Here is a 21,699-nt window from a genome sequence, read left to right on the forward strand (position 1 = left end):
ATTTTATTGGCCTCATTTTTTATTAAATAGGAAAGTGCTACTTTCTATTTACCTTGAAATCTTTTAGGCGTAGCTCTTTATTCTTAAAGATTAGAGATTTGTCCAAATAGATTTAAAGAAAAGTCCATTATATTATAATTGGGATTCTTATATAATTAATTCATGAAAAATAAATATAAGAAAGGATATGTGATGAAGAAATTAAGGGTTTTATTACTTATGGTTTTATTTATGACATTATGTATGGGGACACAAAATATTAATGCAAAACAACCTTATGCCTCTTATTGGTATCCAAATGAATTACTAGAATGGACTCCCGAAAACGATGAAGATGCTAGGTTCAATAGAGGAACTATACCTTTGGCAGATAGATTTACAGGAGATGGGGTTAATAGTAATGCTATGTCAGAACCTAAAGTACAAATATTCGCTACCATGAATCCCAGTACCAGTGATAATCCATCACAAGGCTCAGATATATTTGAAAGGTATACATTTAATTACTGGCAGTATGTTGATTCATTAGTAATGTGGGGTGGTTCAGCATCTGAAGGTATTATAGTAACACCAAGTGCAGATGTTATTGATGCCGCTCATAAAAATGGTGTTAAAGTTTTAGGATGTGTTAATTTCCAGCCAGATTACTATGGGGGCAAACTTCAATGGGTAAGAGAAGTGATAAAAGAAGAACCAACAGGAGTATATAAAGGGGCAGACAAACTTATAGAAGTTGCCGAATATTATAAATTCGACGGATGGTTCATGCATGAAGAGACTCAAGGTGCAACCAAAGAGGATGCAGAACAAATGCAAGCATTCATGAAATATTTTCAAGAAAACAAGCCAGAAGGAATGGAACTTCATTGGTATGATTCGATGAGTAGTAATGGAAGTATTCAATATGAAAATGCTCTAACTAGCAATAATGAAATGTTTTTCCAAGATGGTAATGATATAGTGACTAATGGCTTCTTTACTAATTATTGGTGGAATGATATGTCATCTTCAAGGGATAAAGCAGTTAGTCTAGGTAGAAGTCAATATGACGTATATGCAGGAGTGTATACTGAAGCAAATGGATATAATGAACCTGACAGTCAATTTTATGTTGAATGGGAAGGTATTTTCCCTGAAGGTCAAGAAGCTAAAACTTCATTAGGTATGTATAGACCTGATTGGACATTCAGAAGTGCTTCTGATATGAAGGATTTCTATGATAGAGCTAATCGCTTCTGGGTTGGTAAATATAGTGATCCAAGGAATACTCAAACAACAGATTATTGGAAAGGTATCGCTCACTACATAATTGCAAAGTCTTCAATAGACAGTTTGCCATTTACAACTAATTTCAATACTGGCAATGGTCATATATATGCCATAAATGGTGAAGTTAAAAGGCAGAGAGATTGGAATAATAGAAGTTTACAGGATGTTCTACCGACATGGAGATGGATTGCAGATAGTACAGGTACTCCATTAAATCCTAGCATTGATTGGGAAACAGCATATTACGGAGGTAGTTCATTAAAAGTGAGTGGTAATTTAAATCATGAGAATGCAACTCAACTAAGATTATATAAAACTAACTTGCCTGTGGAATCTAATACAGAATTATCAATAACTTACAAAACGCCAATAGATCAATCACATATAAAGGTAGGGATTTTATTTACAGATAATAATGAGTTTAGTCATATTGATATAGGTTCAGCTATTTGTGGTGAGTGGACCACTAAAACAGTATCTTTAGATCAATATATGGGTAGAAATATTGGACAGATATCATTAGATTTTGATAGTGATGTTGAAATACCTGATTATGAAATCAACATAGGCCAGATAGCTATAAGAAATATAGATTCTGAATTACCTCAACAAGTTTCTAATCTATCAATTATCGATCAAGATATTAGAGAAGGACTCTATGCAGATGCTAGGTTAACATGGGATAAACTAGATGGAGACATAGAAGTATATGAAATTTATAGGGTAAAATCAGATGGTACTAAGGAATTTATTGGAGCAACACCTAATAATGCATATTATGTGTCAGAAATGAGACGGGATGGTTATGAAACCGAAACAACTCTAGAAGTAGTAGCACTTGATGATAATTATAATCATGGGCAGGGAACTAGTGTAAGTTTTGAGTGGCCTGAATATCCTGCACCTATAGCTGATTTTACAGTAAGCAAGACTTTAATTGAACCTAACGAATCTATAACATTCTATAATGATTCAACAGAAGCTGCAGAATCGATTATATGGGATTTTACAGGTGGTACACCATCAAGTAGTAGTGAAGATAATCCTCAAGTTACTTATAGTACCGAAGGTGTTTATAGTGTTTCTTTAACAGCAAGTAATGCAATAGGTGAAGATGTTGAGATGAAAGAGGAATTAATTGTTGTTTCTAATGATATAACAGTAAGTAATGTCGCGGTTTCTAAAAATGCCACTGCTGATACTTTTGTTCAAGGAGAAAATCCAGACTTAGCAGTTGATGATGTAGTTGATACTAAGTGGTGTGCAACAGGTGCTGAACCACATTGGCTAGTTGTAGATCTTGGTATGGAATATACAATCAGCGAATTTGTTGTTAAGCATGCAGAAGCAGGTGGAGAAGGTCCAGGATACAATACTAGGGATTATAAGATTCAAGTCAGCAATGATGGTTCTGTTTGGACAGATGTTGTTGATGTTAAAGGAAATACATCAGGCATAAGAAGTCACGCTATAGCTTTAGTGACTGCAAGATATGTGAGACTTTATATAATAGATGCAGGAGGAGATTCGGCAGCGCGTATTTATGAATTTCAAGTTATGGGTTATACGGATAATCCTTCATCATCGTTACCAGAAAGTTTTAATCTAATAGCCCCTACTAATAATGCAAGATGGATATCACGTGGTAATACTTCTTTTGATTGGCAGGATTCAGTTAATGCATCAAGTTATCAAATCATTGTTGATGATAATAGTGATTTTTCAAGCCCTGAGATAGATGTAGCTAATATAACAAGTAGTAATTATATTTCTAATATGACATTAAGTAGGTTAACAAATTATTATTGGAAAGTTATAGCTACTAATAGCAATGGTTCAACTGAGTGCAACAGTATATCAATTTTCAAGACAAGTTTCTTCTAATAGCAGTCTCTTTTATGTAACAGTAGATCTAGGGGGGAAATAATGAAGACAATGACAGCAAAAATACCAAAAAATAAATTAGAAAAAAGGAATAAAAGAAAATTAGTATGGAAAAGAATTAAAAAATACAAAATCCTGTATTTATTCTTATTACCTGCGATTACATTTTACTTTGTTTTTGGTTATATACCAATGTATGGAGTAACTCTTGCATTTAAAGATTTTAGATTCGATACTGGAATTCTCATGAGCCCTTGGGTTGGATTAAAATATGTTAAAAAGTTTTTTGATTATTTTCAATTTGAACTTTTGATCAGAAATTCTTTCGTAATAAGTTTCCTCAAATTGATAATAGGTTTTCCAGCACCAATTATTTTAGCATTAATGCTTAATGAAGTAAGGATTAATAAATTCAAAAGAGTAATACAGACAGTAACTTATTTGCCATATTTTGTTTCATGGGTAGTGGTAGCTACTATATTCAGTAAATTCTTGTCTCCTCATCAGGGACTTTTCAATGATTTGAGAATGGCTATGGGTGAGGAACCAATATTCTTTTTAGGATTTGCCAAATGGTTCTACATTGTGATTATTTCATCTGACATATGGAAGAATATTGGGTTCAACTCAATAATCTACCTGGCAGCTCTTAGTAGTATTGATCCTATGCTATATGAAGCTTCGGCAATAGACGGGGCAGGTAAATGGAAAAGGCTTATACATATAACTTTACCGGCAATAATGCCTACTGTAGGGATATTATTTATACTTAGCATGAGTGGTTTGTTGAAGGCCGGATATGAACAGATCATATTGTTCCAGCAGCCACCTACGATACCTGTATCTGAGGTATTAGAGACGTATTCAGTCAAAGTAGGATTACAACAAGGTCAATATAGTTATGCAACTGTAGTTGGATTGTTTCAGTCTATTGTATCGCTGATATTAATTGTTGTTACCAATAAAATAGCTAAAAAAGTATCCAATACATCTCTTTGGTAGCCTTTTTGTACTATGACAATGATAGGAGTGATTTTATATGGTTGAGAAACCGTCTACAGGAGAAAAAGTATTTAAAATTATTAATTATACTCTTTTGAGTTTACTGGGATTTATTACATTCTATCCATTTTTCTATATATTGATTTTATCTTTAAATGATGGATATGATGCGCTTAAGGGAGGATTATATTTTTGGCCTAGAGTTTTCACATTCGATAATTATATAAAAGCTTTTGAAGACCCATTAATACTAAATGCCTTTGGAGTTACTATCTTTCGTACTGTTGTTGGAACTTTTTTATGTGTTTTTCTAACAGCTTTAGCAGGATATGCACTTTCGAGAAAAGATTTACCAGGAAGAGGAATCATAACTTTTTTCTTCTTCTTCACTACAATTTTTACAGGAGGATTAATACCATTTTTCATACTTCTTCGAAGTCTACGTTTGACTAGTAGTATATGGATATACATTTTACCTTATCTATACCAATTTTTTAATATTATCATAATGAGAACTTATTTTCAGACGATTCCAAATGAGTTGAGGGAGTCTGCTACTATAGATGGGTGTGGGGAGTTAAAGATATTTCTAAAAATATATTTACCACTTTCTCTTCCTATGATTGCTACCATAACATTATTTTATGGTGTTGGTCATTGGAATGATTGGTTTGTTGGTGCATTTTTCGTATCTGATAAGAAATTGAAACCAGCAGCTACTATATTACAGAAGATACTGAGCGAGACTAACTTCGAACAAGCTACTGACACGAATAGAATGAATTATAATATAAATCGTGCTAAAACAACTCCTGAGGCCTTAAGAATGGCATTTTTAATGATAATAACTTTACCGATAGTGTGTATATATCCTTTTCTACAAAAATATTTCGTTAAAGGTGTAATGATAGGGTCAATAAAAGGTTAGAAAAAGATTATAATAAATATTTTGGGAGGTTTTCAAATGAAAAGAAATATGAAGGAATTTATTTGTTTAGTAATGGTAGTATTATTGACTTTTTCTACATTAGTAAGCTGTAAAAGTAAAGAAACAAGTGTTACCAATGATAATGAAGAAGGTAATGTAACTGATAATGGTAATGAAAAAGAACCTATAGTCGTTAAAGTGTTCTCATGTTGGAACGGTTCAAGTGGTAATGCCCCTAGAGACCATTATGATAATGTCGTGGCTAATAAAATCTTAGAAGAGACAGGTGTAATTCTTGATATAGAATATGCCACATCATCAGAATGTGAAAATCTTAATATGATGTTTTCTTCAGGAGATGTTCCTTATGATCTAGTTACAGCACCTTATTGGGGAGGTAATGGAGGAGAAACAGCAGTAATTAAAAGAGCAAGTAGCCAAGGTATGGTTATGCCTCTTGAAGACTTGTTAGATGAATATGGAACGAATATCAAAGAATTCGAACAAGGATCTGCAAAAGATTTCTTGGAAAATGATATATATTGTAAAGAGTTCGATGGACATACTTACGTAATTCCATATCAATTACCTGCTAAACCAGAAGATAATAAAAACTGGGGATATTGTGTATATGTAAGAAAAGATATAATGGAGGATTTAGGCTGGAAGCCTGAAGACTTTGACCATTCAGAAAAAATATATGAATTCTTGAAAGAAGTAAAAGCAGGAGATTTTAAGGATGCTAATGGAAATCCTGTTATTCCAGCAGGAAACTGGCATAATGGATGGGATTACAATCAATTGACCCGTTCTTATCATACTGGATACATGTGTGGTTTTTGGGTTGATCCTGAAACAGATAAAGCTATTGTCGACAGAAGAGGTCCTCTAGTTTTTGACGAGATATTGTTCATGAGAAAATTAGTGGCAGAAGGTTTATTTGACCCTGAAGCTTTTAGACAAAATGATACTATCGCAAAAGAAAAACATGCAGTTGGTAAATATGCGTTACATGGAGTTCATTATTTCCATCAGAAGGATTTCTATAAGAACACATTATACAAGGACCATCCTGAAATGGAATACGTTCCTGTTGGCCCAATCAAAAATAGTAGAGGGCAAATAGGAGGAAATGCATTGAAAGGTAGAGCAGGATCACCTGCATGGTTCATTCCTGCTGATACAGATAAGGAAACTGCCATAGCAGCAATAAAAGCTATTAATTATCTCAATAGTACAGAAGGTAAGTTATTGGCATTTTATGGTGTTGAAGGAGAACACTATGATATGGTTGATGGTAAGCCAAAAATGAGAAAAGAATATATTGAAATGAATAAAGAAGGAACTCTAAAAACAGAAACAGGAATTCAAGGAGAGTATAGGGAATTCATCTCATTATATCCATATATGAGTGAGTGGGGAGAATTCACCCCAGGTGAATCCGAAATACCAGATAAAACTTATGAGCATATAATCAAAGATATTGTACCGGATACTATTGTTGATGGATATAGAGCTAGTAATTTCATAAACGATTATGATAAGAAAGATGAAATAAATGAATTGCTTAACGGAGATTTATGGAGAGATTATAGAGAAAGGGCATATTTCGCATCTACAGAAGAAGAAGCTAAGAAAATAATTGACGAGTATTGCCAATATTTGATTGATGGCGGTATTCTAGAGTATGAAGAGTTCATCAATGAAGAAGCTGATAAGAGAGATGATAATATTCTATTCTAATGATGGATATGTCTCGTAATTTGATAGATAGTTCAATTATTTAGTATATTAAGGGGCTCTTACTCCTCCCTTGGTTATTGATTATATATATGACCATAATGCTAACTGCCCCTTATTATTTATTTTTTGTAATCCATTTAATAAAAGGTGTTTATGTATATATATTCACTAGTAAATTAAGCATACTTTTCTATTTTCTAATATAATCCAATTGAAAAATTAAAAAAAATACTTGACAATGTATGAATTTTTCTATATAGTTAACAACTAATAAAACAATTTTAATTTATTGAAATATTTGTAGTGATGAATAATAATACAAACTGATAAGGTGATTTTATGATAGACTTAATAAAACAAACAAATTCAAATTCATATTATTTTTACTTTTTTAGCTGGGGCTTTTACTTTTTTAGCGCTGGTTATTTTGCATTAAAAAAATTAAAGAATTTGAATGATTATCATAAGAAGCCGATATTGAATTTTTAATATACTAAAGAAATTTAGAGGAGCTCTTAGGAGCTTCTTTTTTTTATAAATAATAGGAAAGTGGTACTTTGTATTTTCCTTAATTCTAATAAAGCTAGTTTTGAATCTCAGATTAAATACTATGCGCAGAGTATTTAATAGAATAGTAACTGATAATAATATAAGATAAAAAATGGAGGAATAAAATAATGGTTATAGTAATGAAAGCTAAAACACCAAGAGAAGATATAGATAGATTAATAAAAAAACTAGAAGCAATGGGAATGGGTGTTCATGAAACGATTGGACATAATTATAGTATACTAGGGCTTATAGGAGATACAAGCAAGCTTAATAAAGAACAGCTTGAAAGTTATGATGATGTCGAAAAAATAATGAGAGTACAACATCCTTTTAAATTAGCAAGCAGATTGTTCCATCCAGAAGATTCAGTTATTACTGTAGGTAATACAAAAATTGGAGGAGATAATCTAACTATAATGGCAGGTCCTTGTTCAGTCGAAACAAAAGAGCAAATGATAGAAGTTGCAAGAGATGTTAAAGAAGCAGGAGCTACTTTACTTCGTGGAGGGGCTTATAAGCCAAGAAGTTCACCATATAGTTTCCAAGGACTTGGTGAAGAAGGATTGAAATTATTAAAGGCTGCAAGTGAAGAAACAGGATTACCTATTGTAACCGAAGCTATCTGTCTAGATACGATAGAAGTAGTTGCCAAGTACGCAGATGTAATTCAAATAGGTGCTAGAAATATGCAGAACTTTGCACTTCTTAAAAAAGCAGGACAAATAGGAAAGCCTGTATTATTAAAAAGAGGACTTAGTGCAACCATTGAAGAATGGCTTATGGCTGCTGAATATATAATGTCAGAAGGAAACGAGAATGTAATCATGTGTGAAAGAGGAATAAGAACTTTCGAGACATATACTAGAAATACTCTTGACCTTAGTGCTGTACCAGTTATAAAAGAAATAAGTCATTTACCTATTATCGTTGACCCAAGTCATGCAACTGGAAAATGGAAAATGGTTAGACCATTATCAAAAGGAGCAGTAGCTGTTGGAGCGGACGGATTAATGATAGAAGTACACAATAATCCTGAATGTGCTTTGTGTGATGGTGCACAATCTTTAAAACCATCTAAGTTCAAAGAACTCATGAATGAATTAGGAATCAAAAAGCAATAAGGTGTTGATTTTTCCCCCCTTATTAAGAAACATAGGTTAATTAAACTGATATGAATTTGTTATCTTTTGGTAATCTATAAATTGGAAAAGTATGCTATAATGATATATAACTAATTGTTGTTTTCTAGAATTAGTTAATGGTATTACTGACTGATAAAACGTAAGGGGGATAATGGTGAAAAATAAAATAGCAATAATGTTAGTAAGTATCTTGATTATGGTTAATATAACAGGTGTTGTTGTAACTGCTGCCACTGATGAGGAAAATTATGCAGGTAATCAGCTACATACGCTTGGACTCCTAAAAGGTTATACAGATGGTACACTAGGATTGGATAGGTATATTATTAGAGCGGAAGTTACAGCTCTATTGGTTAGAGCATTAGGATACAGTGATAAGGAAGTTCCAGGGCAAGGTAAGAATTTTAGTGATGTAAAAGCCGATTACTGGGCTGTCCCTGATATTCAAAAAGCTTATAATCTAAAGTTGATTGTAGGTGATACCGGTGGAACATTCAGACCTCTTCACAATATTAGTTATGCAGAAGTAGTAACGATATTAGTTAATGCGTTAGGTCAAAACAAAGATCTTGAAGGTGATTGGCCGACTAATTATATTAACAAAGCACAAGAAATAGGAATAATCTCCATCGAAGATGATTATAATGTACACAGGAAAGTTACTAGAGGAGAAGTAAGTGTATTGATATGGGATACTATTCTAGTTAACTTAAATAATTAAAAATTTCCTAAAAAAAATTATATATATATTATATATGAGATAGACTTTATTTTAGCTAAGGCCAAATTGTTTATAGGTCTTAATTTGACTTATGACATTTAATTTGCTAAATAAAGTCTATTTTATTATTAAATAAGCATATTAAAAGATATTCATTTCTAAAGGATATAAATTATTTGATATAAATTACATATTTATCTAACAATTTTACTAATATAATGGTAAAATACTTAAGAGGGACAAGTATATTAGAATTTTAATTGGACAAAATAATTAAAAGCACTTTTTAAGTATAATCATTAATAAATTAATAAGGAGTTGTTTTGATATGCGTAATGTTACATCGGATGTTCTTGTTGCATATGCTTCTAAGCATGGAAGTACAGAAAAAATAGCGCAATGGATTGGTAAAGAAATTAGAGGAAATGTAGATGTACTAAATGTAAATAACGTTCATAATCTTAATTATGATTATATCATATTGGGAACACCTATATATGAACACGAACCTCTTCCAGAAATGAGCAATTTCATTACTAGAAATAGGAATGAACTGGAAAACAAGAATAAATCTGTCTTTGTTGTTTCTTCAGATAATGAAGAAAAGTCAAAAAGAGAAATGAATATTGAAGCTTTCACCGATATCATTCCTGGGCAAATTAATCAGACTGCCGTATTTGCTGGGGAAATTGATAATAGTGAGTTGAGTTCCAATGAACTTCAAAGTGTCGAAAGCTATATGAATTCTATTTCAAAACTCATGGGTAGTTATAGTAAACTGAATGAAAAGAAATGTAGAGAATATGGGAAATCACTTAATAGGTTTATTTAACTTATAAAAATGGTTATCTTATCATATATAAGCCTATATATACATTCAATGTATATATAGACTTATTTACGCGTAATATAGCGATTTTGACAAGAGAAAAAAATTTCAAATATTGTTTGAACATATCATCTTTTGACATTGTAATAAATAATATAATATATGAAGGTATTTATTTTAGGATTGTTTTAGAGGGAGGATACTTTGATGGAAGAACTAAAGAATACTAATAAAAAAAAGAAATGGATCTGGATAACAGTAATTGTCGCCGTAGTGGTTATTGGTGCTATAGTATGCTATTTTTTCATTAGAAATAATAATATGAAAGAAGTTGTCAACAGAGACGTAATTTACGAAGGAATCAGTATTGAAGGGATAGACATAGGGGGATTGACTAAGGATGAAGCTCTAGATAAAATGGAAGATATAATTGATGAAGAGATATTTGATAAAGAGATAACTATATCTTATAAAGATAAAGTTTATAAAAAGTCATATCAGTATTTTGAATTCAAATCTAATTATCTTGAAGTAGTGGATGAAGCTTATAATTTATTCAAAACAGGAAGTCTTAAGGATAGATATAATAAAATAATAAAACTGAAAGAAGATAAAATTGATTATAGTGTAAAAAATATATATAATGAAGAGAAAATAAAAGAATTTATTACATCTATTAAAAATGACTTTAATATAGAGCCAAAAAATGCTATAATACATAGAAAAAATAGTGAGTTTATTATAGATGAAGAAATAGATGGCTTGAATTTAAATGTTGAAACTAATATTGCTAATCTAAAAAATGCAATAGATAATTTTAAAGAGGAATTAACACTTGTTGTAGAAGAGACAAAACCTCAATATACAAAAGAGTATTATAGTAATGTAAAGGATGTCATAGGGGAATATACTACTCCACACAATAATAATAAAGATAGAACTAAGAACTTGATAATTGCTTGTAACAAGATGAATGGATCAATAGTTTATCCAGGTGAAGATTTCGCTACTCATGGGGCTATAAGTCCTATAAGTACCAAGAATGGTTATAAGGCAGCTCCAATATTTGTTTCAGGAGAGGTGAAAGATGGACTTGGTGGAGGAATATGTCAAGTTTCTACTACATTATATAATGCTGTTTTGATGGCTGAACTTAAAGTTATAGAAAGAAGAAATCATTCATTGCCTGTAACTTATGTTGAATTAGGTAAAGATGCTACAATGGCTGGCACACAAATTGATTTTGTTTTTGAAAATACTACAGAATACCCTGTGTTCATTGAAAGTTATGTACAAGGGGGAAAAGTAACAATTAGGTTATATGGCAAGGAAGAAAGAGATAGCAATAGGAGAGTTGAATTTAAAACGGAAGTTATTCAGAAGATTGCTCCTCCAGAACCTAAGTATGTAAAAGATAGTTCTTTAGCTCCTGGACAGAAAATTACTACTAAAAAAGGTTCTAGTGGATATAAAGTGAAATTGTTCAAACTTATTTATGTTAATGATAAATTAACTGATAAACAATTGATAAATACCAGTTATTATAAACCAGTTAGTGCTATAATAAAAGTAGCAGAAATAGAGAACCCTGATGGAACTATGGAAGCTGATAATATAACAGAAAATGAAGCTGTAGAGACAATAAATGTTATTGATGATGAAGAGAGTACTATAGAAGATCCAGAAAATGATTCTACAAATAATAATGCAGATAATAATAATGAGAATACAGTAGAGAATAAAGACAGTAATGTAGATAATGATGATGAGAGCTCAGCAGATAATGAAGACAACAATGTAGATAATGATGATGAGAGTCCAATAGTCAATGATGATAGTAATATAGATAATGGTGAGATCTCAGTAGAGAATGAAGACAGTAACATAGATAATAATGATGAAAGTGTTCAGCATTCAGATGTAGATAAAGAAAAGGAAAAGCCTATAGATACTACTGATGACAGCAACAAGGATAATGAGAATAGTAATATTTCAGAAAATAATGTCAATAATAATGAATCTGACATAGAAGATATCAGGGAAAATGATGGAGCTACAGACGAAGGAGTCGATGATGATGAAGCTGGGAAAAGTACCGGAGACCGTACTTAAGAGATCAATATTCAAGCAACTTAATGTACACAGAGATGAAGTTATCGTTAGACCTAATGTTGGTGAAGATTGCTCTGCAATACAATTCGACAAAGATGAAGTATGTGTTGTATCAACAGATCCAATAACAGGTGCAGTAAAAGATATCGGGTCACTAGCGGTTAATATTACAGCCAATGATTTAGCTTCTAGTGGTGCAGAACCTGTAGGTATTCTATTAACTTTACTTCTTCCGGAAGGTTTTACTGAAGAAGAGTTAAAAAAGATTATGCGAGATGTCAATAATCAATGTGGAATATTAAATATTGAGGTAATGGGAGGACATACAGAAGTCACTAATTCAGTTAATAAACCCATTATCTCAGTAACCGGTATTGGGAAAGCCATGAAAAATAAACTTGTTCTAACAGGGAAAGCGCAAGTGGGACAAGATGTAATTATTACAAAATGGGCTGGCTTAGAAGGGACTGCAATAATTACTAAAGATAATGAGGATAAGTTAAGGAAACATTTCAATTCAGATCTTATTGATAATGCTATAAAGCTAGGTGATTGTATTTCTGTTGTAGAAGAGGCAAAGATAGCCGTGAAACACGGAGCTACTTCTATGCATGATGTAACTGAAGGTGGTGTATTTGGAGCTCTGTGGGAAGTTGCAGCATGTTCTAATGTAGGTCTTGAAGTTAAGCTTGAAGATATTCCTATAAAACAAGAGACTATTGAAATATGCGAATATTATAACATCAATCCATATAAGCTAATTTCTAGCGGATGCATGATTATCACTACATATGAAGGGGAATTATTAGTAGACAAGTTGAGAGAAGCAGGAATCAATTCTTCAGTAATTGGCAAAATAGTAGAAGGAAAAGACAGAATAGTTGTTCAATCCGATACTAGAAGAGCACTAACCCCACCTAAAGCAGATGAGTTATATAAAGTTATTAATTGCCTAGATTAACATACAAAACATTAAAAGTGGAGGTACTATATATGAGACAAGAAATTTTAGGTATACTAGAGCAGAATTGTAAGGTAACAGTTGATGACCTAGCCACTATATTAGAGAATCCCAAAGAAGATATTGCAAAAGAACTAAGTAAATTAGAAAAAGAACAGATTATATGTGGCTATCATACGATTATCAATTGGGACAAAACTGATATTCATAAGGTTACAGCATTGATTGAGGTAAAAGTGACTCCTCAAAGAGGACAAGGGTTTGACAAGATCGCTGAAAGAATATATAGATTCAAAGAAGTTACAGCAGTCTACCTTATGTCAGGAGGATTTGATTTAACTGTAATTATTGAAGGAAAGACTATGAAAGAAGTAGCTCTTTTCGTAGGACAGAAATTAGCGCCATTAGAATCGGTTTTAAGTACAGCCACTCATTTTGTACTTAAAAAATATAAAGACCATGGTATAATACTAGAAAAAAATAAAAAAGACGAGAGAATGGCGGTGACACCATAATGTTGGAGCAGAAATTATCAGAGAAAGTTAAAGTAATTCCACCTTCTGGTATAAGAAAGTTTTTTGATTTAGTATCAGAAATGGAAGATGCAATATCATTAGGGGTAGGAGAACCTGATTTTGATACCCCATGGAACATTAGAGAAGAGGGAATTTATTCTCTAGAAAAAGGAAAAACTTTTTATACATCCAATTCAGGTATGTTGGAACTTAGAGACGAAATATGTAAATATCTAAAGAGAAGATTTGAGTTAGATTATGATTATAAGACTGAAACATTGGTAACAGTTGGTGGAAGTGAAGGAATAGACCTTGCTTTTAGAGCACTTATTAATCCAGGGGATGAAGTCCTTATTCCAGAACCATGTTTCGTTTCTTATAAACCATGTGCTTTTCTAGCAGGAGGAAAACCTGTAACTATACCTCTAAAAGAAGAAAATGAGTTTAGATTAACACCAGAGGAAGTTGAACAATATGTAACAGACAAAACTAAAATATTGGTTTTATCATTTCCTAATAATCCGACAGGGGCTATAATGGATAGGGATGATCTCAAGAAGATTGCAGAAGTTGCGATCAAGCATGATCTGATAGTCTTATCTGATGAAATATATGCAGAGCTTACATATGCACAAAAGCATGTTTCTATAGCTTCTATTGAAGGTATGAAAGAAAGAACGATAATCATTAATGGTTTTTCAAAAGCATATTCTATGACAGGTTGGAGAATGGGTTATGCAGTAGGACCAAAAGAGGTTATAGCACCTATGACTAAGATTCACCAATATGGTATCATGTGTGCTCCTACAACAAGTCAGTATGCAGCTATAGAAGCAGTAAAAAATAGCGATTCCGATGTACAAGAAATGAGAAACGCTTATAATGGAAGAAGAAAAGTCATGATAGAAGGATTTAGGAGAATGGGTCTAGAATGTTTTGAACCATTAGGAGCTTTTTACTTATTTCCATCTATTAAGAGGACAGGGCTGACATCTGAGGAATTCGCGAATAGATTACTTAAGGAAGAAAAGGTTGCTGTTGTACCGGGTACAGCATTTGGAGATAGTGGTGAAGGATTTATTAGATGCTCTTATGCATATAGTATAGAAGATCTGAAATTAGCAATAAGTAGAATCGAAAAATTTGTTAGTAGGTTAATAAAATAGATTTTAATAAATAACGTTCCAGTATGAGAAAAATAAATAGATTTATTGATAAAATAAAAAAGGGACTATTATATTAGAAAAGTCCCTTTTCTTATTAATTTGATTCTTTTTTACAGTTACCGCATATTCCATAGAAAAATATTTTTTCATATTGAATATCAAAATCTGTATCTTCTTCTACATATTTTTTTATATTATCTAGTTTTTCAGTATTAAGGTCAAATACTTGGTTGCATTTTAGACATATCATATGAGGATGTGCTTTTACATTAGCATCATATCTAAAACTGTCTTCGCCTACATTAAATTCTTGGACCAATCCTGCTTTTTTTAGAGTGTCAAGAGTTTTGTAAACAGTAGCCAAACTCATGGTAGGATGTGTTTCTTGTAAGCATTTATATATGTGTTCTGCACTTGGATGTTCCTTGCTGTCATATAGTATCTTGAATATAGCGATTCTTTGAGGAGTAACCTTAAGTTTGTGTGCTTTTAATAGCTCAGCTATATGTTGCATACTATTTTCTCCTTTCAATAATAATTATTATCTAGTAACTATTATACTCCTCTTATATTGTTTGTCAAGTTTTGATAAGAAGGAGGAAAGCTACTCTGAAAGGGTAGAGCTATTTTTCCTATAATTACCAGGTGACATGCCTATATTCTTCTTGAAATCATTACAAAAATAATACTCACTATTATAACCTATTTCTTTAGCAATGGTTTTCATATCTTTATTGGTACATTTCAATAAATAGGAGGCTTTTTTCAATCGTACCATTTTTATATATTTATTAATGGTTTCTCCAGCATTATTTTTAAATAGTCTAGAAAGGTGGCTGTAACTGACATGAACTGAATTAGCTACATCTGTAACGTTTATATCTTGATAATAATTGTCTTCTATAAATTGGATAGAATTGTTGATAATGTTGTTATCGTAAGAATCACTATTATTAGTAGTACTTTTGAAGGTAGAAAGGTCTTTATTGTAAAAGTGCAATAATCTTATGATGATTTGAAAGAAAGCTAGTTGAAGTTCAAATTCAGTTAGTGGCAAATTGCCTATTTTTAATAAGTTTATTACACTTTCTATAATCGTACCATCGTCGTATAAAGGTTCTGATGTGATGTTATAAAATGCGGTAATTAATTGTTTGGATTTCAGATTACATAATGATTGACCATTGGTATTATTTAATGATATTTCCCATCTCATAGAAAAACCAGTATGTCCTACGTTTTCTTGATTATGAGAATGCAATACTCCAGGTGCTAATATATAGAACATGCCTGGAGTAATTTTGCGTTTTATACCATTGGATGTAGTGAAAACATAATTATCAGTTATATAATGAAATTCAAAAAAAGAATGTTTATGCTTATGGATATTCCAATTGGAATCTGTATGCATATAATTGATTCCAAGTATTTTACATAGAATATCATTAACTAGAATGTCTTTATAAAATATCTTATTCAATATTATAAAATCGTTTTTATATTTTGATAGATTTATATTTAATATATTTTTAGCCATCTATATTATATAGCCTTTCTATTGATGATTATAATTATATTAATATAGTATATCAAATTTATGTTTTCTATTCAACAAGACCATATGAAGTTTTTTAAATGTGTTTAGTTACGATATTTCGTTCCAAGTCTTGAATACCTGTTCTACGTTATCTGGATTAGCACCAGGACCAAATTCACATTGAGCTATGCATCCACCATTATCCCATAAGTTGTTTTTGACATACATTACTGCATCCTTGATTTCATCTGTATTTGCGTTAGGAAGCAAGTTTTGTCTATCTATCTCACCCCAGAAAGTAATTTTACCTTTGAATTTTGATAGTTCATTCATTGGCATACAAAAGATTTGGGAATTAATAGCATCAAGTCCTAATTCTATCAGATGTGGATAAATATCTAAGATATAGCCATCTGAGTGCATAAATATTTTTTTACCATGTTTGTGTGCTATGTCTATATAATCTTTATACATGGGTTTGAACAACTCTTCCCATATACTTGGATTTATCAAAAGACTTTTTTGAGAGCCCCAGTCATCCATGAAATTTAAAGCATCTACATTGGTTTTTGCCCATTTTGTCAATAGTTTACAATAAAACTCATGCATTTTGCTCATGAAATCCATAAGACCTTTAGGTCTAAGCATCAAATCGATAAATAGATTTTCTGTTCCTCTTATGAATTGCAACTGTTCAAAGGGTCTAGGGCAGGCACCAGCCATAACGAATTTATCGGTTTTTTTGCAGAAGTCATTTATTTTGTCATTATCTATTGTCAACCATTCTATTGGAATATGAATATTATCTGCATCTTTCCAGTTCTCATCTTTCACTAGAGGTTCTTTTACTTCTCCTATGATACCTCTTTGATAATTAAGAAATTTACATCCCCATGCATCGCTGGATTCTCCAATTTCAGTAGAATCTCCTACAGATATATCTTTTTCCTTGCAAAAACCAGGTGAGCCTATTATATCATCAGGATAGCTTGAGTTGATAGTTGCAAGTTCATCAGGATAATTGATATTAGCCCAAGGTAATGTCCATTTTTGCCTAGGTACTCTGTCAGGGTTATCAAAATTCAATGCCTTAAATACTAATTCTCTAGAATTCATATATGATTCCTCCCTTAATTAATGTATAACTTAGTATAGCAAGGTTGATAACCATTAATTTAAGAAATTATATTATCTTTTTATAAAATAATGCTATGAATTCAATATAATTATATATTATAATATATATTGATATGAAATATATAATGTTGTTAAATTTGAAAAAATATTTAATAAGTAAGATTATATATAGTTGAACAATATTATTCAATATGGTACAATATTTTCTATTGAAATATATAATTAGATGTAGTATTTTATTTAGAAGAGATGTTTATTTATACAGAGGTATTGACTAGAAGCGAAAGGATGAAAAGCATATGTCGGTAATAAATGTAGAGTATATTAATCCGTTTATTGGAGCTGCCCAGAAGATTTTACGAGATGTATGTCAATTAGAAACTAAATTGCAAAAGCCTTATTTGAAAGATGCTAAGTATGAGGGTGATGTGTTAGCTGTAATAATAGGTGTTACAGGTAATATAAAAGGACAAGTTATACTTACACTAAGCATTAGTGCGGCATGTAATATAGCTTCTAAGATGATGATGGGAATGCCAGTGGATCAATTGAATAATATGGCTAAAAGTGCTATTAGTGAATTATCAAATATGATACTGGGTAATGCCGCTACCGCATTATCTCAAAAAGGATTAATAGTTGACATAACTCCACCATCAATATGTTTAGGAAAAGATATGAATATTATGGTTAATCATTCAAAAAATATATGTGTACCATTGAAATTTAATGATGATAGTGTTTTTGAAATAAATATATCTATAGTGGAAGAATAAAAGATAAGGTGATCGTATATGAATATATTGTTACATGAACCAGAGATACCATATAATACTGGAAATATAGGTAGAACTTGTGTTGCTTCAGGAACAGCTTTACATCTTATCAAGCCTTTAGGATTCTTTATCGATGAAAAGTCAGTAAAAAGAGCAGGGCTTGATTATTGGGACAAGTTAGATTTACATGTATATGATGATTTCGAGGATTTCATTAATAAAAATCCTAATGCTACTATTTATATGGCAACTACTAAGGCAAAAAAAACATACACAGAAGTTGATTATGAAAAAGATAGCTTCATAATGTTTGGAAAAGAAAGTGCGGGTATACCTGAGGATATTTTAATTAAATATCCGAATACAAGTATTAGAATACCAATGGAACCTAATATCAGGTCATTGAATTTATCAAATGCTGTCGCTATCGTATTATATGAATCATTAAGACAGCAGAATTTTTCACATATGCAGTTACAAGGTGAACTCAGAAATTTTAAATGGTAGAGGGTAGCTCATATGGCAGTTTTTATTTAGAGAATGTGTTATATATAGTCTTTTTGTACAAAAAATCTCCACCTTTTTCAAGGTAGGAGATTTTTAACTAAGGGTATTTATTGTAAGGAATATTTATACAGATCCTTGAGCATGCATTGCTTGAGCTACTTTCAAGAAACCAGCAATATTAGAACCTAATACATAATTACCTTCTTGACCATATTCTTTTGATGCGGTATTGATACGGTCGAATATATTTTTCATAATATCTTTTAATTTTTCATCAACTTCTTCAAAAGTCCATGATAAACGCATACTATTTTGTGACATCTCTAATGCTGAAACTGCTACTCCACCAGCATTAGCTGCTTTTGCAGGAGCATATATGATATCGTTATCAAGATATACATCAATTGCTTCTGGAGTTGATGGCATATTAGCACCTTCTCCTACTGCTTTACAACCATTAGCTACTAAGTATTTAGCAGATTCTTCATCTATTTCATTTTGTGTTGCACATGGTAGTGCGATATCACATTTGATAGTCCAGATGCCTTTGCATCCTTCATGATATTCAGCTTCTGAATGATATTGAATGTATTCTTTAATACGTTTTCTTTCGACTTCTTTTATCTTCTTGACACAGTCTAAATCAATTCCATTAGGGTCATGGATATAACCGTTGGAATCACTTAATGCTACAACTTTTGCTCCTAGTTCAAGTGCTTTTTCTGTTGCATAGATTGCAACATTTCCTGAACCGGAAATAACGACTGTCTTATCTTTGATTGAGTCATTACTGTGTTCTAGAATTTCCTGCATAAGGTAGATCAATCCATATCCAGTAGCTTCTTTTCTAGTCAAACTACCACCATAAGGTAAACCTTTTCCAGTTAAAACACCTTCGTTAAGTCCTTTAATTCTTTTGTATTGTCCATAAAGATAACCGATTTCACGTGCGCCGACTCCTATATCTCCAGCTGGTACATCTGTATATGCTCCTATGTATTTAGAAAGCTCTGTCATAAAACTTTGACAAAATCTTAGGATTTCATTATCAGATTTACCTTTTGGATCGAAATCACTTCCACCTTTACCACCACCAATAGGTAGTCCTGTTAATGAGTTCTTGAAGATTTGTTCGAAACCAAGGAATTTAATAATACTTGCATTTACACTTGGATGGAATCTAAGACCACCTTTGTAAGGTCCTATTGCACTATTGAACTGAACTCTGAATCCACGATTTATTTGAGTTTTACCTTTATCATCAATCCAAGGTACTCTAAAAATAATGAATCTTTCTGGTTCTATAATACTGTTAACTACACTCTCATATTCTGGATGTTTATCTAATACAGGGTCAATAGAAGAAAGAACTTCTTTAACTGCTTGCAAAAATTCTGTTTCATTTTGATTTCGTTTTTTTACTGTTTCAAAAATATGTTCAGTATTCTTTAATTTCATAATATCACTCCTTAATGTATAAATATACGATGCAATATGATTCTTCAATATATATAAATTGCATAGTTTTCTATTGCTATAAAAAAATTATATCATATAATCCACTAGTTTAATAGGGTTTTATATAACTTTATTAAAAATTTTGTGTGTTAAAATATTAAATATGATGCAAGTTAGTAATAATATTGCATCATAAATATATATGCTATTAGAAAGATATAAATATTCAACAAAAACAAAATAATTATCTCTTGTTTTTGTGTATTTTAGCCTAATAACATATGGTTATAAAAAGAGGTAATCTTTATTTATTAATTATAAAAGAATAAATATAATAATATATATAATGAAATAGATATAGAAATCACACATTAATCTTAATAACTATAATAATGATTAATGTGTGATTATGGATAAGCTTACAATGTAATCAACCCACTAATAAGGATATTTCACCTTATAATTATAATATTATAAATAAAGTGTTTTATGTTTTTATTCATCAGGTATTTCAACAAATTTTATGGAATATAAATCTGCTATGACGTCTTCGTTTGTTTTAATATCACGTAATACTATATGGTCTACACCTACTTCTTGTAGAATACCATCTTTATCAATGAATGTACCAGTACCAAGTAAGAAGTTTACTTTCATGAACTTACCTATTTTAGTTCTTAGATATCCTTGAAGATAATCAGGATTAGTTATGACTGGTGGTAAACGTCTTACAGCATTATTATTGTTATTAGTATCATTTGTTTGGTTATCATTATCGTTATCTATTTGACTAGTATATCTATTGGAAGCCATTGTTTGTCTTGTAGGTATTCGTTTAGAGTAAGGATAAGACCTATTTTGTCTTGTGGATGAACTGTACGTATTAGGCATATATTGTTGATTATTTCTATACATAAATAACTCCTTTATAAATAATTTTTATGATATTAATTCGATAGGAAATTATATAATCTATCATTAACTAAGTGTCTTTGTATATTTCTGTAGGATCAAAGAAACAGTGTTTTCGTATTCTCTGATTGATAACTCCTGATTTGTTGTATGGGAAATATATGGGACATTCAGGATCAAAAGGGTTCATATACCATAAAGTAGGGTCAAGGTTATATAATTTATTACCTGCTAAAGCCCAATCAGCTATATCATAATGAATTTGTTCAGGAGGACTAGCCCAGATAGTCTGAGGGTTTGCTACACCGCCTAATACTGATCTTACACAATCAAATTGACCGGGCTGGAATATAACTTTTCTAAGGTCGCCTTGATTGACTCGTTGATATTCTCCTTCAGCTGCATGAACTCTATTCATTACTACAGTTGCAACTGCTTTCATTCCAGTTTCTCCTTCTCCTCCAGCTTCGCATTTTATTATTCTGGCGAGTAGTTCTCTAGCTGAATAAGCCATCTTTTCATACCTTTTTTGCGTATACTTAATATAT

At 31.4% G+C, this 21,699-nt stretch carries 19 protein-coding genes; 13 read left to right on the forward strand and 6 right to left on the reverse strand.

What is annotated here, in order from left to right:
- Positions 1–192: 192 nt before the first annotated feature.
- The 11 genes from QMG30_RS23175 (at position 193) to QMG30_RS23225 (ending at position 14,824) form a co-directional block, all read left to right on the forward strand.
- The gene (locus QMG30_RS23175) at positions 193–3,153 is read left to right on the forward strand and encodes an endo-beta-N-acetylglucosaminidase (protein ID WP_281819499.1); all 2,961 of its coding nucleotides are present in this window, start codon (positions 193–195) and stop codon (positions 3,151–3,153) included.
- A gap of 42 nt (positions 3,154–3,195) precedes the next feature.
- Positions 3,196–4,155: an ABC transporter permease gene (locus tag QMG30_RS23180; RefSeq protein WP_281819500.1), complete on the forward strand. Its 960-nt coding sequence runs from the start codon at positions 3,196–3,198 to the stop codon at positions 4,153–4,155.
- A 37-nt stretch (positions 4,156–4,192) separates the two neighbouring features.
- On the forward strand, positions 4,193–5,083 hold the full coding sequence (locus QMG30_RS23185; protein WP_281819501.1) for a carbohydrate ABC transporter permease: 891 nt from the start codon (positions 4,193–4,195) through the stop codon (positions 5,081–5,083).
- Positions 5,084–5,119: 36 nt separating this feature from the next.
- The gene (locus QMG30_RS23190; protein ID WP_281819502.1) at positions 5,120–6,826 is read left to right on the forward strand and encodes an extracellular solute-binding protein; all 1,707 of its coding nucleotides are present in this window, start codon (positions 5,120–5,122) and stop codon (positions 6,824–6,826) included.
- Between the two features lie 677 nt (positions 6,827–7,503).
- On the forward strand, positions 7,504–8,499 hold the full coding sequence (gene aroF, locus QMG30_RS23195; protein ID WP_281819504.1) for a 3-deoxy-7-phosphoheptulonate synthase: 996 nt from the start codon (positions 7,504–7,506) through the stop codon (positions 8,497–8,499).
- 175 nt (positions 8,500–8,674) lie between these two features.
- Positions 8,675–9,241 carry an S-layer homology domain-containing protein gene (locus QMG30_RS23200; RefSeq protein ID WP_281819505.1) on the forward strand — a complete coding sequence of 189 codons (567 nt, stop codon included), beginning with the start codon at positions 8,675–8,677 and terminating at the stop codon, positions 9,239–9,241.
- 328 nt (positions 9,242–9,569) lie between these two features.
- On the forward strand, positions 9,570–10,073 hold the full coding sequence (locus QMG30_RS23205) for a flavodoxin domain-containing protein (protein ID WP_281819506.1): 504 nt from the start codon (positions 9,570–9,572) through the stop codon (positions 10,071–10,073).
- 204 nt (positions 10,074–10,277) lie between these two features.
- Complete coding sequence (locus QMG30_RS23210; RefSeq protein WP_281819507.1) at positions 10,278–12,182, forward strand: VanW family protein; 1,905 nt, start codon at positions 10,278–10,280, stop codon at positions 12,180–12,182.
- Positions 12,148–13,143, forward strand: a complete 996-nt coding sequence (locus tag QMG30_RS23215; protein WP_281819508.1) for an AIR synthase family protein — start codon at positions 12,148–12,150, stop codon at positions 13,141–13,143. Before QMG30_RS23210 ends, QMG30_RS23215 begins: the two co-directional genes overlap by 35 nt.
- A gap of 32 nt (positions 13,144–13,175) precedes the next feature.
- Complete coding sequence (locus QMG30_RS23220; protein ID WP_281819509.1) at positions 13,176–13,658, forward strand: Lrp/AsnC family transcriptional regulator; 483 nt, start codon at positions 13,176–13,178, stop codon at positions 13,656–13,658.
- 2 nt (positions 13,659–13,660) lie between these two features.
- Positions 13,661–14,824, forward strand: a complete 1,164-nt coding sequence (locus tag QMG30_RS23225) for an aminotransferase class I/II-fold pyridoxal phosphate-dependent enzyme (protein WP_434784586.1) — start codon at positions 13,661–13,663, stop codon at positions 14,822–14,824.
- Between the two features lie 94 nt (positions 14,825–14,918).
- Here QMG30_RS23225 and perR read toward each other — a convergent pair whose 3' ends face one another.
- From perR to QMG30_RS23240, 3 genes are all read right to left on the reverse strand, one after another.
- Positions 14,919–15,338 carry a transcriptional regulator PerR gene (perR, locus tag QMG30_RS23230; RefSeq protein ID WP_281819511.1) on the reverse strand — a complete coding sequence of 140 codons (420 nt, stop codon included), beginning with the start codon at positions 15,336–15,338 and terminating at the stop codon, positions 14,919–14,921.
- A 90-nt stretch (positions 15,339–15,428) separates the two neighbouring features.
- Positions 15,429–16,361, reverse strand: coding sequence for an AraC family transcriptional regulator (locus tag QMG30_RS23235; RefSeq protein ID WP_281819512.1), 933 nt, complete (start codon positions 16,359–16,361; stop codon positions 15,429–15,431).
- Between the two features lie 108 nt (positions 16,362–16,469).
- Positions 16,470–17,477 (reverse strand): uroporphyrinogen decarboxylase family protein, encoded by a 1,008-nt coding sequence (locus QMG30_RS23240; protein WP_281819513.1) that lies wholly within the window; start codon positions 17,475–17,477, stop codon positions 16,470–16,472.
- Between the two features lie 320 nt (positions 17,478–17,797).
- Between QMG30_RS23240 and QMG30_RS23245 the strand changes: the two genes are divergently transcribed.
- On the forward strand, positions 17,798–18,274 hold the full coding sequence (locus QMG30_RS23245) for a chemotaxis protein CheX (RefSeq protein ID WP_281819514.1): 477 nt from the start codon (positions 17,798–17,800) through the stop codon (positions 18,272–18,274).
- An 18-nt stretch (positions 18,275–18,292) separates the two neighbouring features.
- Positions 18,293–18,781 carry a tRNA (cytidine(34)-2'-O)-methyltransferase gene (locus QMG30_RS23250; RefSeq protein ID WP_281819515.1) on the forward strand — a complete coding sequence of 163 codons (489 nt, stop codon included), beginning with the start codon at positions 18,293–18,295 and terminating at the stop codon, positions 18,779–18,781.
- 123 nt (positions 18,782–18,904) lie between these two features.
- Here QMG30_RS23250 and gdhA read toward each other — a convergent pair whose 3' ends face one another.
- The 3 genes from gdhA to QMG30_RS23265 all read right to left on the reverse strand — a co-directional run bounded on the left by gdhA (position 18,905) and on the right by QMG30_RS23265 (position 21,665).
- Positions 18,905–20,239: an NADP-specific glutamate dehydrogenase gene (gdhA, locus tag QMG30_RS23255; protein WP_281819516.1), complete on the reverse strand. Its 1,335-nt coding sequence runs from the start codon at positions 20,237–20,239 to the stop codon at positions 18,905–18,907.
- Positions 20,240–20,734: 495 nt separating this feature from the next.
- The gene (locus QMG30_RS23260; protein WP_281819519.1) at positions 20,735–21,154 is read right to left on the reverse strand and encodes a hypothetical protein; all 420 of its coding nucleotides are present in this window, start codon (positions 21,152–21,154) and stop codon (positions 20,735–20,737) included.
- Between the two features lie 67 nt (positions 21,155–21,221).
- Positions 21,222–21,665, reverse strand: coding sequence for a cell wall hydrolase (locus tag QMG30_RS23265; protein ID WP_281819520.1), 444 nt, complete (start codon positions 21,663–21,665; stop codon positions 21,222–21,224).
- Positions 21,666–21,699: the final 34 nt, after the last annotated feature.

Source organism: Vallitalea longa, from assembly GCF_027923465.1.
In the GTDB taxonomy this organism is placed as follows: domain Bacteria; phylum Bacillota; class Clostridia; order Lachnospirales; family Vallitaleaceae; genus Vallitalea; species Vallitalea longa.